The following is a 16,323-nucleotide window of genomic DNA, read 5'->3' on the forward strand; positions in this document are numbered from 1 at the left end:
GTACCGCGTGTCGTCTGCGTTTACGGGTTTTCCTGACGGTCTCTCAACCGCGATGGTGGACCTATCCGCATGAACACCGAAAATCCCGACATCCCCGAGACCTTCAGGCCCGACGCGCATTATCAGCATCTGATGAACGTCATTCCCCCCTGGCTTCGTCAATCGACGCCACAACGGCGCGAAGCGCTGAGCAGCATCAAGCCAGGGTTGCCCACCCGCTTGAGGGATATATCTGAAGATCAGCGCGCCGAACTCGGCCAACTCATTAGCTTGCAGACGACAAGCCAGAACCAGGTTGATCTGGCACTGGCGAATCTGCTGAACCCCGCAGCCTTCGCCGAACCCATGCTCAAGGGCGCACTCAAGACACGTTTCGGCCTGGAAGCGGACGTCAGTAACATCTTTGTGCGTCTTTACATTCCCGCGCACATACCCTGGTTGCGCCTGAAGTCCGGGGCCGCACGCACCTGGACCGTATCGCTGCTGGATGCCGCGTTGCACAACTTCGAAAGCGCCGAAACCGAAGCCGACGCCTTTGAGTCCGCCTCGACTTACATCTCGGCGCCCTCTTCCACCGGACAGTTCAGTACCCTGCCCCTGATTCTGGAAAAGATGCCCATCGCGGCGTTCACCCGGCTTTGCCGCGAGCTCGACATTGGCGAGCGCTATAAAAGTTACCTGGAAGACAATCTGGGCATCAGCAACCCGGTGGCCGCGGCGATCCTGCAACCGAAAATTCGCGAAAGCCAAAAAACCGCGCTGACCGCTGCCCTGCATATGGCGCAGATGCAAAACCTGCTGGCCAGCGACGTACATCAGTTGCTCACCGCTGCGCACGGACAATCCTGGAAACCTCATGAACTGACCATCATGAATGCCCGCCTGACCGGCATCGTGCTGTTCGCCCCGGAACTGGAGCGCGCCCGCGAAGCGGTGCGGGTAGTGGCCTGGATTCCTGACGACCCCGAGCATCCAATCAAGGAATACCCCTCATCGGCGGCATTCGCCGAGGAACTGAGCCAGCGATTGCGGGAGCCCGACTACCAACAGTTTTTCAGTCGTTTTATCAATCATGAAGACCGCGGTTACTTCTTCGCCGAGCTGAACAACAGGCTCGACCCCATCACCTGGCAACCGGTCCCGCCTGGCGATCCACGGCCGACCTGGAGAGAAAGCCCCAACCAGCGCCCCGATCTGCAAATGGCAGTCATACCGATCGGAGGCGACCTGTGGGTTCATCTCTATCAACGCAAACTCGACAAGATCCTCAATGATGCCCGCGTCATCGCAGTGTCGACGGCCACGGTCGACCGCAAGGCCCGATGGGCTTTATGGGACTCCTTCACGGAAATCGCTTCGGCACTGCTGAACATCGCCGCCTTCATCGCTTTGCCGTTTGTACCCTTTCTTGGCGAGCTGATGCTGGCTTACATTGCCTATCAGCTGGTTGAGGAGACATTCGAAGGTGTTGTCGACTGGGCAGAAGGCCTGACCAGCGAAGCCTTCGAGCATTTCATGGGGATGGTTGAATCTGCAGTGCAACTGGGCACTTTTGCGGCAGGAGGCGCGATTGCCGCCAACGAGTTTCGCGCGGTCCTGCCCCGGGAAGTCGTGCAATTCATCGACCGCTTCAACTCGGTGAAACGCCCCGATGGCCAAACCCGCTATTGGAAACCCGATCTGACGTTTTACGAACAAAGCGTCGCGATTGCCAAAGACGCGAAACCCGACGCGACGGGACTGCACGCCCATCAAGGCAAAACCCTGCTGACGCTGGAAAACAGCCTTTACTCAGTGACCGAAGATCCACTGACCGGGCAGCATCGCATCCAGCACCCCACTCGTCCCGACGCTTACCAACCGGCCCTAAAGCATAACGGCAATGGGGCCTGGCAAACCGAGCTCGACCAGCCGCTGACCTGGGACCAGGCCACCCTGCTGCGACGCATCGGTCCGGACATGCAGCGTTTTTCGCCGACCGAGCGCGAGCGCATCCTCAGCATCAGCGGCTGCCACGAAAACGCTTTGCGCAAGATGCATGTCAACACTGAACAGGTACCGCCACTGCTGGCCGACACACTCAAACGCTTCAAGATCGATCAGGACCTGCAGATTTTCATCGAGAGAATCGGCAGCGAACGTCCAGAGCAATACCTGCAGGCCGATCCGGTCATGCAACTGGAGTTGCTGTGCGACTACGGTGACTGGCCAGCGGACAAGGGGCTGCGGCTGCTCGATGCAACGGGAAACACCGTCTGGGAGCGCGTCATTGATAACCCGGTCGTGGTGCAGATCAATCAAGCGCAACTGGACGATGGCGACCTGATCAAAACCCTGCTGCACCACCTCGACAAATCTGACGCAAGATCATTGCGCCGCAATCTGGCAACGCTCGCCGCAGAGAAACGGGAAATGCTCTTCAGTGAGCGCTACCGCAAAATCGAACAAGGTGCGCGCGCCTTGGTCCAGCGCATTATCGACAGCGAACCCGGCTTGCCAACCAGCCTCGCCGAAGCGCTGCTCGACAGCGCCAGCGCCGAGGAACGCCAGCTACTGGAGCGTGGAACTTTGTCCAAACGCCTCACTGAACTGGCACAGGAGGCCGGTTTGCAGGTGCGCGTCTCTCGCGCTTATGAAGGGTTCGACCTGCATTCGACGCGCAACAACCTCGACACCGATCGCCTGGCGCTGCACACGCTGGAACGCCTGCCTGGCTGGTCGGGGCAACTGCGCCTGGAAATCCGCCAATACACGCACACCGGACCGCTGATCGACAGCATTGGCGAGCCGGACGCGCCCTTGCGCAAGGTGCTGGTGTTGACCGATGAAGGGGCTTATCAGGCCTACGATGACGCCGGTGAACAGCTCAGCAGCACCGACTCGCTTTATGCCAGTCTGTTGCAAGCACTGCCCGACAGCGAGCGAATCGCCCTGAACATCAACATCGGCGAGGGCGAAAAGCTCAAGCAGATGATTCGCACCCACGCCCTCACTCGCGAAGCATTGCGTATGCTGCTGGCGCAGCAAACGACTCTCAAGCCAGCCTACGATCCGGCGGTGATGCGTTTGCTCGGCGGGCTCGATGGTTACCAACGGATGCCGACCAATATCCCTTCATTACAAAACCACATCCATCGGATGTTTCCCCATTTGAATGCAGAGGAACTCGAGGCCTTTGCCGCACGATTGCAACGAAGTCCCGGCGGACCGCGCGTAGAACTCCAGCGCCTGTTTAATCAACACACGCAATTGTTTGACGAATTGAGCGTCTGGCGCGATGAGATCCCGCTGTATGTTCCGGGCACGCAGACCCGGTTGACGGTCGAACAAATCGTCAGTCAACGGCATGCACGCCGGCAATTCATAGCCCGGTTGCTCGACTGCTGGCGGCGTCAGGCCACCTACGACAGCGCCCATGGCGAACCGGTTTCCTTTGAGTTTTCCCCGCCGATTTTTGGCGAGCTGCCAAGGCTGAACGTCGATTTCCCTCAGGTGCGCAGTGTGATGCTTGAAGGCCATCGTGCCACCCGCGGTGTGAATGATTTCCTGAGAGGGTTTTCCGGGCTCAACCGCCTGGCACTACGCAACTTCGAACTGGGTCAGTTACCGGAGGCCATTGCACAATGGCCACAACTCGAAGCACTTATCCTCAGCGACTGCGCCGTGACCCTCACAGAGCAGAGTCGCACCACCCTTTCGGCCCTGAGCCGATTGAGCGCGCTCGACCTGTACAAAAACCCGCTCGGCCTGTGCCCGTCCCTGGAGAACATGCCGTACCTCAACTACGTCGATCTTTCCGGCACCGAACTGTCCGAGCTGCCTCCCGGCCTGTTGACGCGACCACGCCTGCGGACCGCCCTGCTCAATAACAACCGGATCGAGGAACTACCCCCCGCGCTGTTCAAGTTGCCCGGCAAAACTCAAGAAGGTTTCGATCTGGGTGGCAATCCCGTTTCCTCCGCCGACCGCGAACGGATAAAGATCCATTTCAATCAGACCGGTCGCGACTTTGGCATCTTTGCCGAACAGGCCGACATCCAGCGTTTGCAAAGGCTCTACCCGCTACTGGATCAGGAAGAGGCCAGCGCATTCATCTATCGCCTGCCTGGAACCCTGGCCGAGGGTCGAATCGAAATAACGCGCCTGGAAACCGAGTACGACACCCTTCGTACCGTACTGGCCGCCTGGACCGCCGACATCCCCGCGCTGCACCCGGACACCGGTGAACCCTTTACCCCGCAGCAATTGTTGGTCGAACACGCCACCCGTGATGAATTCAAACAACTGGTGGAGCGCTGCTGGCGTCGAGAGACCGAGCTGGACGATCTCAATCAGCAACTTGACCCCAACTTCGAGCTAGCGCTGACCACCATCATCACCGGCGAACTGCCTGAACTGCATGCGGACTTCAGCCACGTCTCACTGCTGTACATGCACAGCGACGCCGGGCTGACCAGCGGTGTCGAGGGTTTTCTGCGGAGTTTTCCTCAGCTGAAGCACCTGACCATCCGCGAATACGCCTTGCACCAGATACCTGAGGCCGTATTCACCATGGGCAAGCTGACTTCACTGTCGCTGAGCGAGTGCGACATCACCCTGAACACACAATCGGTGCTGGCGCTGGCCCAACTGGATCGCCTCGACTACCTCGACCTGAGCAACAATCCGCTGGGGCTGACTCCCGATGTCAGTCAGATGCCGAACATGTCGTCACTGCATCTGTCTCGCACGGGAATCACTGAACTGCCGCCAGGCCTGCTGAAGCTGACGAGCCTGGATGTCGCTGACCTGAACAACAACGCTATCAGTCACATCCCCGACGACATTCTCGAACTGCCCCTGGAAATTGCAGAAAGCATCAACCTCAGGGGCAATCCGCTGGATGCGCAAAGCGTGCAGACACTGATCGCCTACTTCAAAAAAACCAGCACCGATTTTGGCGTCGAAGCCGTGATCGAACAGGCTGAATTGGAAGTATCGACCTCAGGGGATTCCGAACCGGACGAATAACCGGCAACTGACTCAGCCGCGTTCCGGCGGCACCGATGACAATTCGAACGGGCTACTGCTGCGCCGCTGGTTACGATCTTCCCGCGGCGTGGCACCGAAGAAGTTGCGATAGGCGCTGGAGAAATGCGGCCCCGAGGAGAAACCGCAGGACAAGCCGATCTGGATGATCGACTTGCTGGTTTGCATCAACATCTGCCGGGCCTTGTTCAGGCGCAGCTCCAGGTAGTACTGGCTCGGCACACGGTTGAGGTATTGCTTGAAGATGCGCTCCAGCTGCCGACGGGACACGCACACATGCTGGGCGATCTCGTCGGTGGTCAGCGGCTCTTCGATGTTGGCCTCCATCAGCAGCACGGCCTGGGTGAGCTTCGGATGGCTGGAGCCGAGGCGATTCTGCAACGGAATGCGCTGGCGCTCACCGCCCTCGCGGATACGCTCGACCACCAGTTCTTCGGATACCGCACCGGCCAGTTCGGCACCGTGGTCACGGGCCAGCACTGCCAGCAACAAGTCGAGCACCGACATGCCGCCGCACGCGGTCAGGCGATCGCGATCCCAGTCGAACAGATGACTGGTGGCGATCACCTTCGGAAAGCGCTCGGCGAAATCGTCCTGCCAACGCCAATGCACAGCCGCGCGATAACCATCGAGCAAACCCAGCTGTGCCAGCGGGTAAACACCGGCCGACAGTCCGCCGATCACGCAACCGGAACGCACCAGCTGTTTGAGCGCACTGCTGAGCGCCGGCGCCAGAGCGGTCGGTGGTTCGTCAGCGAGCAGGAACAGTTTCTGGAAGTTTTCGAGCTTGCCGGTCCACGCCTCACCCGGCAATTGCCAGGCGCTTTCGCTCGGTGGTTCTGCCTGCAGGAATGACAGCTCGTAAACCACGTCCGGATGCACACGCTGGGCAACACGCAAGGCCTCCTCAGCCAGCGCAAGCGTCAGTGCTTTAGTGCTGGGCCAAATCAGGAAACCAATTCGATGGGCAGTCATGGGCGAGCGATCCGAAGCGAAGAACAGTGATGAAGGCATGGGCCAATGCTAGCCCGTAAATGAACGCAAATCTCAAAACCGGCAGAGATCAAACCTGTAGGAGCCAGCTTGCTGGCGATAGCGATGGGTCAGTATGCATATCTTTCACAGACATACCGCCATCGCCAGCAAGCCGGCTCCTACAAGGAATCGGGGCCAGCCGTTAAGTTGCGAAGCATGCACTATCGCGGTGCACAACGGCAGTTCTGATTACTTCAGGCTACCCGAGAGGAATTGCTGCAGACGCTCGGATTGCGGGTTCACCAGCACTTCGCGCGGGTCGCCGCTTTCTTCAACCACACCTTTGTGCAGGAACACCAACTGGTTCGACACTTCACGGGCGAAGCCCATTTCGTGGGTCACCACCACCATGGTCCGGCCTTCCTGGGCCAGGGCCTGCATGACTTTCAACACGTCGCCAACCAGCTCCGGGTCGAGGGCCGAGGTCGGTTCGTCGAACAGCATCACTTCCGGTTCCATCGCCAGCGCACGGGCAATCGCCACGCGCTGCTGCTCGCCGCCGGACATGTGGCCAGGGTAAGCGTCCTTGCGATGGGCCACGCCGACCTTGTTCAGGTAGTGCTCGGCTTTTTCGCGCGCTTCGGCCTTGGATACGCCGAGCACATGCACCGGCGCCTCCATGATGTTTTCCAACGCGGTCATGTGCGACCACAGGTTGAAATGCTGGAACACCATCGACAGCCGCGAACGCATGCGTTGCAGCTGTTTCGGGTCGGCCGCCTTCAGCGCGCCGTCCTTGTTCGCCACCAGCTTCAACTCTTCGTTATTGAGCAGGATCTTGCCCGCGTGCGGCTGTTCCAGCAGGTTGATGCAGCGCAGGAAAGTACTTTTGCCGGAGCCACTGGAGCCGATGATGCTGATCACATCGCCGGCTGCCGCTTTCAGGGACACGCCCTTGAGCACTTCGTGACTGCCATAGCGTTTATGCAGGTCTTGGACTTCAAGTTTGTACATGCGGTCGGTTCTCACAAAAACAGTCAGTCAGTCGTTGAGCAAGCGCCCGTGACGCAGCGCTTCGCGCCCCGCCACCTTGGCCAGCCAGAAACCGGGTTGGGCATAACGCAGCCGTTCAATGGCAAACAGCACCCCGGACGTACCAGCACACACCGTGCTGACCCGATCCGCCAACGGATCGATCACTTCAAAAATCTCGTCGCCAGCTTCAACCCATTCACCGGGTCTGCGCAGGAAACTCACCACACCCGGGTGTGGTGCCAACAACAACTCGGTGCCTTCGAACGGCATGCCTTCGCAAGGATCTTGCGCAGGTTTTGGCCATTCACCGCCGATCAAGCCTTGCTCGGCGAGGAACGCCAGAATGCCTTCGGCGTGGGCGCACGCTTGCTCGCGACCGGTGTCGGCCTGACCACCCAGTTCAATGGTAGTCGCCAGGCAGGCCAGCGGAATCCGGGCATCCGGGAATAGACGCGACAGACGCAACCACGGCAACGAACAGGCTTCGTCGAACGAACTGCCGCCGGAATCTTCGGCCAGCAACCCCACCCGCACGTTCAGGTGCGCAGCCAGCGAACGCCACTGTGGCCAGTGTTGCGGCAAGGCGTACAGGTGCAGCGCCGCCTCGGCATCGCAATGCAGATCCAGCACCACATCGGCGGTGCAGGCGTGACTGAGCAGAACGCGCTGCATACCCTGCAACTGGCTGCTCGCCTCTGGCAAAGCGGCCAGGTGATCGGCCATCGCCTGACGGATCAGGCGAATGTTGGCGTGCGGATCATCACCAAGGCTTTCTGCCAATGCAGCCGCAACCGGTGCGCTCAGCTCGACGAAATCGCGGTTGAAGTTCTTGCCGCTGCCCGCCTCGAAACGCCCTTGATGATTGCCCTGCAGCAGTTGACCGAGGCCCAGTGGATTGGCCACCGGCACCAGTTCGATCACACCGTTGAGCAAGCCTTGGGCTTCGAGTTCGGCCAGGCGCTTTTTCAGCTCGAAGGCTGTGCGCATGCCCGGCAGCTCATCGGCGTGCAGGCTGGCCTGGATGTAGGCCTTGCGCCCGCCACTGCGCTCCCTATTGCCGAAACAGAACACCGAAATATGGCGCTCGCTGCCCAGGTGGCTCCACGGCAAAACATGATCGATACGTTCCATATCAGTGCTTCCGCGGGGCCAGGTAGCCCAGCCAGCGGCGTTCGGCCATCTTGAACAGCTTCACCAGGATGAAGGTCAGGCACAGGTAGAACACGCCGGCAGTGATGTACGCCTCGAACGGCAGGTAGAACTGGGCGTTGACCGTGCGCGCGGCACCGGTGATATCGATCAGGGTCACGATGGACGCCAGACTGGTGGTCTGCAGCATCATGATCACTTCGTTGCTGTACTGCGGCAGCGCACGGCGCAGGGCCGACGGCAGCAGGATGCGCTTGTACATCTTGTAGCGCGACATGCCCATGGCCTTGGCCGCTTCGATCTCACCGGCCGGCGTGGCCCGCAGGCTGCCGGCGATGATTTCGGCGGTGTAGGCGCTGGTGTTGATCGCGAACGCCAGGCACGCACAGAACGTTGCGCTGGACAGCCACGGCCAGAGGAAGCTTTCACGAACCGCCTCGAATTGCGCCAGACCGTAGTAGATCAGGAACAGCTGCACCAGCATCGGCGTACCGCGGATCACATAGGTGTAGAGCCACGCCGACATGTTGACGGCCGCGTTCTTCGAGACACGCATCAGCCCCAGGGGCAATGCACATAGCAGGCCGAAGAACAGCGACAGCGCGAGCAGTTTGAGGGTGGTCACCAGGCCGCCGAAGTACAGCGGCAAGGCCTCCCAAATGACGTTGTAGTCGAAGATCATAGATCAGCCGCCCTTACGCCTACCGAGTAGCGCTTCTCAAGGTGACGCAATGCCAGCAACGACACACTGGTGATCACCAGGTACATCGCCGCCACTGCGAGGAAGAAGGTGAAAGGTTCGCGGGTGGCATCGGCCGCCTGCTTGGCCTTGAACATCATGTCTTGCAGACCCACCACCGAAATCAGCGCGGTGGCCTTGGTCAGAACCAGCCAGTTGTTGGTAAAACCCGGAATCGCCAGACGAATCATCTGCGGCACCAACACCCGGAAGAACACCTGGAAACTGCTCATGCCGTAGGCCATGCCGGCTTCGGCCTGACCTTTGGGGATCGCCATGAAGGCGCCACGGAAGGTTTCCGACAGGTACGCACCGAAGATGAAGCCCAGGGTGCCGATACCGGCGGCCAACGGGTTCAGGTCGATGTAATCGTCAAAACCGAGCAGCGGTGCGACGCGATTGAGCAGGTCCTGGCCGCCGTAGAAAATCAGCAGGATCAGCACCAGGTCGGGAATACCGCGGATCACCGTGGAGTACAGATCGCCCAGCCAGGCCAGCCAGCGTACCGGCGACAGACGCAGTGCCACGCCGATCAGGCCCAGAACAATGGCCAGGGCCATGGACGACAAGGCGAGCTGAAGCGTCAACCAAGCGCCATCGAGGATGACAGCCCCGTAGCCTTTCAACATGATTCAGGTCCTCGAAAGTTGGGATGAAAAAATGGCGCAAACCTCAGAGATCCTGTTGCTTGCGCCATTTCGGACTTGTCGCTTGGACGTGTTACTTGCCGTAGATATCGAAGGCGAAGTATTTGTCCTGGATTTGCTTGTATTTGCCGTTCTCGCGAATGGCGGCGATGGCTGCGTTGAGCTTGTCCAGCTCAGCTTTGTCACCCTTGCGAACCGCGATGCCTACGCCGTCGCCGAAGTATTTGACGTCGGTGAACGCAGGGCCGACGAATGCGAAACCTTTACCGGCGTCGGTTTTCAGGAAACCGTCATCCAGAAGCGTAGCGTCTGCCACGGTACCGTCGAGGCGGCCGGCGGCCACGTCGAGGTAAATTTCGTTCTGCGAACCGTATGGCTTGATCTCGGCACCCAGCGGGGCCAGGACTTCGCGGGCGAAACGCTCGTGGATCGAACCACGTTGCACGCCGATGTTCTTGCCCTTGAGCTCGGTCAGGCCTTCGCTGACCTGGGTGCCGGCCTTCATGACCAGGCGAGCCGGGGTGTTGTAGTACTTGTTGGTGAAGTCCACGGACTTCTTGCGATCTTCAGTGATCGACATGGACGACAGGATCGCGTCGATCTTGCGCACTTTCAGTGCCGGGATCAGACCGTCGAACTCTTGCTCGACCCATACGCACTTGACCTTCATCTCTTCGCACAAAGCGTTGCCGATGTCGTAGTCGAAACCAACGATGCTGCCGTCCGGTGCCTTGGAAGCGAACGGAGGGTAAGCCGCCTCGATACCAATTTTCAGAGGTTTTTCATCGGCGAAGGTTGGCAGGGACAGCACGGACAGTGCCAGGGCGCCAAGCAGCACGAGTTTCTTCATCTTGGGACTCCATCGGTAAAGGGCAAAAACGGCAGAGTGAGCAACAGCCCAATATGCGAATGAGTGGAACCAGAAAGCAGTGCTGCGTCCTAGGAAGCGGGTGTTGAAATTCAACACGGGCAACGACGAGCGAGTGATCGGCATTCTAACGACAGGCCCGAGGCCGATATTTCTTCAATGCGACAACTAATTACAGAAGCACCGAGAAAGCCGTTTTAGCGCGTTGACAGCCCTGCAAAATCATGCAAGAGCAAAAGACATTGAACCGATCTATGTTGCAAATTGCGGGCCTATTATTGGCAAACCCTTCTAATCCGGCAAGCGTAGCGTGGAGTCTTATTTTTCAGCCGTGGTTTTCAGGGCCGGATACAGGGCCTGGCGTTTCCCAATACCCCGTATTGATACGATGCGGTTACACATTCAGTAACCTGAAAGATCGCGGGTAACAGTAGGAAAACACCGACAGCGGAACCCGATAATTATTGGTAGATGTTGCTTCGACGCATGGCAGATCGCCTTCGCGAGCAAGCCCGCTCCCACACTGATTTTGTGTGGACTACACAATGTGCATCCACTGGAGATCCCCTGTGGGAGCGGGCTTGCCCGCGAAGAGGCCAGCCCGGCCAACACAAAAACCCCAGGCACAAAAAAGCCCTGCCAGGCCCAACACCTGACAGGGCTTTCAGTGACTCACTCCCGCCGTTTAAGCGACATTCATGGTCTTGTGCGTATCAATCAAATGCTGCACCACACTCGGGTCAGCCAGGGTGGAGATATCACCCAACCCATCATATTCAGCCGTCGCAATCTTGCGCAGAATCCGCCGCATGATCTTGCCTGAACGGGTCTTCGGCAGCCCCGGTGCCCACTGGATGACATCCGGCGAAGCAATCGGACCGATCTCTTTACGCACCCAGTTTTTCAGTTCCAGGCGCAGTTGCTCGTTCGGCTCTTCACCATTTTTCAGGGTGACGTAGACATAAATGCCCTGCCCCTTGATGTCGTGCGGCACACCGACCACAGCGGCTTCGGCGACTTTCGGGTGCGCGACCATCGCGCTTTCGATCTCGGCGGTGCCCATGCGGTGGCCGGACACGTTGAGGACGTCGTCCACGCGACCGGTGATCCAGTAGTAACCATCGGCGTCGCGACGGGCGCCGTCACCGGTGAAGTACATGCCACGGAAGGTCTTGAAGTAAGTATCGACGAAGCGGTCATGGTCGCCAAACAGCGTACGCGCCTGGCCTGGCCACGAATCGAGAATCACCAGGTTGCCCTCGGCCTCGCCTTCGACGATGTTACCCAGGTTGTCCACCAGTGCCGGTACCACGCCGAAGAACGGACGCGCCGCAGAGCCTGGCTTGAGCGCATGCGCGCCCGGTAGCGGGCTCATCATGTTGCCGCCAGTTTCGGTCTGCCACCAGGTGTCGACGATCGGGCAGCGCGACTTGCCGACATTCTTGTAGTACCAGTCCCAGGCTTCCGGGTTGATCGGCTCGCCAACCGAACCGAGCAGGCGCAGGCTGCTGCCATCGGCACCTTCAACCGCAGCAGTACCCGAGGCCATCATGGCGCGGATCGCGGTCGGTGCGGTGTAGAGGATGTTGACCTTGTGCTTGTCGACGATCTTCGCCACCCGGGTGATGTCCGGGTAGTTCGGCACGCCTTCGAACAGCAGCGTGGTCGCGCCGTTGGCCAGCGGGCCGTAGACGATGTAACTGTGACCGGTGACCCAGCCGACGTCGGCGGTGCACCAGTAGATCTCACCCGGGCGGTAGTCGAACACGCGCTCGTGGGTCATGGCTGCATACAGCAGGTAGCCGCCAGTGGTGTGCTGCACGCCCTTCGGCTTGCCGGTGGAGCCGGAGGTGTAAAGGATGAACAGCGCTTCTTCGGCGCCCATCTCTTTCGGCGCGCAAACGGTGCCGGCCACTTTCATCAGGTCCTCGAACCAGATGTCGCGATGCTGGTTCCACTTGATGTCGCCACCGGTGCGCTGGCACACGATGACTTTCTGGATGCTGCTGGTTTCCGGGTTGGTCAGTGCGTCGTCGACGTTGGCCTTGAGCGGGATTTTCTTGCCGGCACGAATGCCTTCGTCGGCGGTGATCACCACTTTGGATTTGCAGTCGATGATGCGACCGGCCAGGGCTTCTGGCGAGAAGCCGCCGAACACCACGGAGTGAATCGCGCCGATCCGGGTACAGGCCAGCATGGCGACCACGGCTTCGGGGATCATCGGCATATAGATAGTCACCACGTCGCCGCGGTGCACATCCTGGCCACGCAGGGCGTTGGCGAACTTGCAGACTTGCTCGTGCAGTTCGCGGTAGGTGATGTTGCGGCTTTCGGCAGGGTCATCGCCCTCCCAGATGATCGCCACTTGATCGCCGCGCTCGGCCAGATGACGGTCGAGGCAGTTGTAGGAAACGTTCAAGGTGCCGTCGGCGAACCATTTGATGTCGACATGGTGATCGTCGAAGGAGGTCTGTTTCACCGTGGTGAAAGGCTTGATCCAGTCGAGGCGCTTGGCTTGCTCGCGCCAGAAGCCGTCCGGGTTGACGACCGACTGCTGGTACATGGCCTTGTAGGTCGCCTCGTCGGTCAGCGTATTGGCCAGAACCTCGGGACGAACGGGATACAGGGAAGCCGCACTCATCTTTCTTACCTCGGTGGAATAGTTGTTTTTGTATGGCCCAGTTGTAGCCGGGCCGGGCCTATAGAACCATTCGACGATGGTAGTAACAAGCCCCTACAAACTGTCGTGAAAATCCCTATGAAGCCAGTGCCGCCGCGGCTCCTGTGGGAGCGAGCCTGCTCGCGATGGTCGTCAACGATAACGCGCCCAAATCTGACACCCCGCGGTGCTCTCTGGCTCATCGCGAGCAAGCTCGCTCCTACAAAAGAACAGGCTATTCAGGGATTGTTACAGGATCTGTCAAAAGTGTTTATCAAATCCACGGCTATATGGACGAGGCGCACACACCTAAAATCAGCCACGCCGACAAGGCAACCTGATTAACCAAGTTGCAGCCCCCACGAAGGCAGTTAATCAAACACCCTGGTACTGAAGTTCCACACGCAATCCCAAAAGGATTGCGTGCCCCCTCCCGACCTCTAAAAGGTAAATCCGAATGAAAGCTTTATTAGTTCTGGCCCTCAGCAGCGTGTGCCTTACCGCCATGGCCGGCGAGGTCCCGACTGATGTCGCGAAGCAACAACCGGCAATAGAGGAATACACTTACTCCACCCATCTGGACATCGCCAAAGTTATCTCGATGAGCGAAGCGCCGAACGTTTGTGAAGTTGTGCCGATGACAATGGAATACGAAGACTCCCATGGCCAACGACATATCCTGCGCTACAGCATGATGGGCAATGGCTGCTCTAACGGCTGATCTCCTGCTTCACCCCCTCCCCCAAAAAGGTTCGACCCACCCGCCACATTCAGGCAGGTGAAACGCCGACGCAATATGATCTATTAAGTAGATCGTTTTAAGCATTTATTTGCGCTTTTTAATCGAATTTGTCGGCGTAGAATCAACTGCAACCCAAGACAAACAACGCCTGCGAAACTGGAGCAACGACCATGAAAACCCAACTGATCCTCGCCCTGACCCTTTCCGTCCTGGCTGCCAACACCTTCGCCGCCGATGGTTACGACCGCACCGGCTCGGCCGCTTACACCACTGAAGCTGCTGTCGCTTCCGACGGTTACGACCACACCGGCTCAGCATCCTTCGCGGCCGATGGTGCCGATCACGTCGGTGCTGGCAAACTGGCCTCCGACGGCTCTGACCACACCGGTGCCGCCCGCCTCGCCGCCGATGGTGCCGATCACGTCGGTGCCACTCGCCTGAGCTGATCCACGAGCGTGACTTCACAGCCCGACTTCGGTCGGGCTTAGTTGTGTCTGGAGCCTGAGAAAACCCCGCCGAAACACAAGATGTAGTGAAAAAAGCCTTTTTTGGTTATTTATTGAACAAAAATAATCAGGGGCAAAAATTTAAGAAAAAAAATCTTCTCCCGCCAACCTCGTCCAAAGCCCTGTAAACCCTCGCTCTGACCGAAAAACGGGCGCCGTCGACCGATCCGTGAGCCATTTCGCCGCACCACAGCACGCAAAACTTCCCTATAATGCGGCCTTAAACGGGCCTGCAATATCCCCTTACAGGGATGAAAAGCCAGTCTGAAGCCCCGCACAAGCGTTTGCCGCTTGCTGCGCCCATCAGTGGCTCTCGGAACCCCGTACAAAATTCTGTTTGATGCCTGCGTATAGCTGCTGCAAAAAACGATTCCTTTAGATCCACCGCGGCCAGTAAGGCCGTGTGAAAAACCAACCTATCCATTTTCACACGGGCACTCTGGCCCTCACGCAGGAGACGACACGTCATGCTGAGCTGGGACGAATTCGACAAAGAAGACACGGAAGTAGCAGTCAAGAGCGCCAACGCTGGCCACGCCACCGAAGCCAACATGGACCGTCTCGACAGCGCCGGCGGTGCCGCCGCCCTGGAAGCCCGTGCCGTGACCGCTGCTGACTCCGCCGCCGTTGCCCGTGCCAAAGCCGCCCTGGACTCCCTCGACGTCGCTGAAGGCCTCGCCGAACTCGAAGGCGCCTCCGCCCGTGTCGCCGTTGACGAAAAGCGCATGATCAACTGCCGCGCCGACCTCAACCAGCTCGTACCCTTCAAGTACGACTGGGCCTGGCAGAAGTACCTGGACGGCTGCGCAAACCACTGGATGCCGCAAGAAGTCAACATGACCGCCGACATCGCCCTCTGGAAAAACCCGGAAGGCCTGACCGACGACGAGCGCCGCATCGTGATGCGCAACCTCGGCTTCTTCTCCACCGCCGACTCCCTGGTTGCCAACAACCTGGTGCTGGCCGTGTACCGCCTGATCACCAACCCGGAATGCCGCCAGTACATCCTGCGCCAGGCCTTCGAAGAGGCGATCCACACCCACGCCTACCAGTACTGCATCGAATCGCTGGCCATGGATGAAGGCGAAATCTTCAACATGTACCACGAGATCCCTTCGGTCGCTAAAAAAGCCACCTGGGGCCTGAAGTACACCCGCTCGATCTCCGATCCGAAGTTCGAAACCGGCACAGTCGAAACCGACAAAGAACTGCTGCGCAACCTGATCGCCTACTACTGCGTTCTGGAAGGCATCTTCTTCTACTGCGGCTTCACCCAGATCCTCTCCATGGGCCGCCGCAACAAAATGACCGGCGTCGCCGAGCAGTTCCAATACATCCTGCGCGACGAATCCATGCACCTGAACTTCGGCATCGATGTGATCAACCAGATCAAAATCGAAAACCCGCACCTGTGGGATGCCGAGATGAAGGAAGAAGCTTCGCAGATGATCCTGCAAGGTACCCAACTGGAAATCGAATACGCTCGTGACACCATGCCTCGCGGCGTACTGGGCATGAACGCGGCGATGATGGAGGACTACCTCAAGTTCATCGCCAACCGTCGTCTGAGCCAGATCGGCTTGAAAGAAGAGTACCCAGGAACGACTAACCCGTTCCCTTGGATGAGCGAGATCATGGACTTGAAGAAAGAGAAGAACTTCTTTGAGACTCGGGTTATTGAGTACCAGACTGGTGGGGCGTTGAGCTGGGATTGATTCCCTGGCTCCTGATTTTCAGCCAGCGTTAGACTGTTTTCAGCAACGCTGGCCTGCTCCTAAGCAATAGATGTAAAAAGCCACCTAAGCCCAAAGGCAAAGGTGGCTTTTTTGTGGGCGCAATTTGAAGCGCACATTGAATCCAGTAAGCGCCCAGCAATCTCCCCCCACCTTGATCCTTAGGCAGCACAGCGCTGGCCTCTCAGCCCTGACGCAGCAGAAACAAAGCATCGGGCTGAATACCTACAAGAAGCTGCATC

The 16,323-nt window shown here is 58.8% G+C and carries 11 protein-coding genes; 4 read left to right on the forward strand and 7 right to left on the reverse strand.

The window, feature by feature from the left end; all coding sequences use genetic code 11:
• Window positions 1-69 precede the first annotated feature (69 nt).
• Window positions 70-5,010 (forward strand): dermonecrotic toxin domain-containing protein, encoded by a 4,941-nt coding sequence (locus QMK54_RS24225; protein WP_320401465.1) that lies wholly within the window; start codon window positions 70-72, stop codon window positions 5,008-5,010.
• Window positions 5,011-5,022: 12 nt separating this feature from the next.
• Here the strand turns inward: QMK54_RS24225 and argR are convergent, their stop codons facing one another.
• From argR to acs, 7 genes are all read right to left on the reverse strand, one after another.
• Window positions 5,023-6,003 (reverse strand): transcriptional regulator ArgR, encoded by a 981-nt coding sequence (argR, locus tag QMK54_RS24230; protein WP_110658827.1) that lies wholly within the window; start codon window positions 6,001-6,003, stop codon window positions 5,023-5,025.
• Window positions 6,004-6,252: 249 nt separating this feature from the next.
• Window positions 6,253-7,017, reverse strand: coding sequence for an ABC transporter ATP-binding protein (locus QMK54_RS24235; protein WP_110658829.1), 765 nt, complete (start codon window positions 7,015-7,017; stop codon window positions 6,253-6,255).
• Between the two features lie 27 nt (window positions 7,018-7,044).
• Window positions 7,045-8,169 carry a M14 family metallopeptidase gene (locus QMK54_RS24240; protein ID WP_110658831.1) on the reverse strand — a complete coding sequence of 375 codons (1,125 nt, stop codon included), beginning with the start codon at window positions 8,167-8,169 and terminating at the stop codon, window positions 7,045-7,047.
• A gap of 1 nt (window position 8,170) precedes the next feature.
• Window positions 8,171-8,869 carry an ABC transporter permease gene (locus tag QMK54_RS24245; RefSeq protein WP_110658833.1) on the reverse strand — a complete coding sequence of 233 codons (699 nt, stop codon included), beginning with the start codon at window positions 8,867-8,869 and terminating at the stop codon, window positions 8,171-8,173.
• On the reverse strand, window positions 8,866-9,555 hold the full coding sequence (locus QMK54_RS24250) for an ABC transporter permease (protein ID WP_034151464.1): 690 nt from the start codon (window positions 9,553-9,555) through the stop codon (window positions 8,866-8,868). The genes QMK54_RS24245 and QMK54_RS24250 overlap by 4 nt, the downstream gene beginning before the upstream one ends.
• Before the next feature lie 91 nt (window positions 9,556-9,646).
• Window positions 9,647-10,423, reverse strand: a complete 777-nt coding sequence (locus QMK54_RS24255) for an ABC transporter substrate-binding protein (protein WP_103397762.1) — start codon at window positions 10,421-10,423, stop codon at window positions 9,647-9,649.
• Window positions 10,424-11,126: 703 nt separating this feature from the next.
• Complete coding sequence (gene acs, locus QMK54_RS24260; protein WP_151214011.1) at window positions 11,127-13,082, reverse strand: acetate--CoA ligase; 1,956 nt, start codon at window positions 13,080-13,082, stop codon at window positions 11,127-11,129.
• Between the two features lie 475 nt (window positions 13,083-13,557).
• On the opposite strand from acs, the gene QMK54_RS24265 reads away from it, so the two are divergent.
• The 3 genes from QMK54_RS24265 (at window position 13,558) to QMK54_RS24275 (ending at window position 16,063) form a co-directional block, all read left to right on the forward strand.
• A complete protein-coding gene (locus QMK54_RS24265; RefSeq protein ID WP_110662288.1) occupies window positions 13,558-13,821 on the forward strand; it encodes a DUF2790 domain-containing protein in 264 nt (87 codons plus the stop codon).
• Window positions 13,822-14,012: 191 nt separating this feature from the next.
• Window positions 14,013-14,288 carry a hypothetical protein gene (locus QMK54_RS24270; protein WP_110662287.1) on the forward strand — a complete coding sequence of 92 codons (276 nt, stop codon included), beginning with the start codon at window positions 14,013-14,015 and terminating at the stop codon, window positions 14,286-14,288.
• Window positions 14,289-14,815: 527 nt separating this feature from the next.
• Window positions 14,816-16,063: a ribonucleotide-diphosphate reductase subunit beta gene (locus QMK54_RS24275; protein WP_007978181.1), complete on the forward strand. Its 1,248-nt coding sequence runs from the start codon at window positions 14,816-14,818 to the stop codon at window positions 16,061-16,063.
• The last annotated feature ends 260 nt before the right edge of the window (window positions 16,064-16,323 follow it).

This window comes from Pseudomonas sp. P5_109 (assembly GCF_034009455.1).
In the GTDB taxonomy this organism is placed as follows: Bacteria; Pseudomonadota; Gammaproteobacteria; order Pseudomonadales; family Pseudomonadaceae; genus Aquipseudomonas.

Bases quoted from the DNA above. Each gene is read 5' to 3' on its own strand.
- QMK54_RS24225 (WP_320401465.1), top strand. From the start codon at position 70: ATGAACACCGAAAATCCCGACATCCCCGAGACCTTCAGGCCCGACGCG.
- argR (WP_110658827.1), bottom strand. From the start codon at position 6,003: ATGACTGCCCATCGAATTGGTTTCCTGATTTGGCCCAGCACTAAAGCA.
- QMK54_RS24235 (WP_110658829.1), bottom strand. From the start codon at position 7,017: ATGTACAAACTTGAAGTCCAAGACCTGCATAAACGCTATGGCAGTCAC.
- QMK54_RS24240 (WP_110658831.1), bottom strand. From the start codon at position 8,169: ATGGAACGTATCGATCATGTTTTGCCGTGGAGCCACCTGGGCAGCGAG.
- QMK54_RS24245 (WP_110658833.1), bottom strand. From the start codon at position 8,869: ATGATCTTCGACTACAACGTCATTTGGGAGGCCTTGCCGCTGTACTTC.
- QMK54_RS24250 (WP_034151464.1), bottom strand. From the start codon at position 9,555: ATGTTGAAAGGCTACGGGGCTGTCATCCTCGATGGCGCTTGGTTGACG.
- QMK54_RS24255 (WP_103397762.1), bottom strand. From the start codon at position 10,423: ATGAAGAAACTCGTGCTGCTTGGCGCCCTGGCACTGTCCGTGCTGTCC.
- acs (WP_151214011.1), bottom strand. From the start codon at position 13,082: ATGAGTGCGGCTTCCCTGTATCCCGTTCGTCCCGAGGTTCTGGCCAAT.
- QMK54_RS24265 (WP_110662288.1), top strand. From the start codon at position 13,558: ATGAAAGCTTTATTAGTTCTGGCCCTCAGCAGCGTGTGCCTTACCGCC.
- QMK54_RS24270 (WP_110662287.1), top strand. From the start codon at position 14,013: ATGAAAACCCAACTGATCCTCGCCCTGACCCTTTCCGTCCTGGCTGCC.
- QMK54_RS24275 (WP_007978181.1), top strand. From the start codon at position 14,816: ATGCTGAGCTGGGACGAATTCGACAAAGAAGACACGGAAGTAGCAGTC.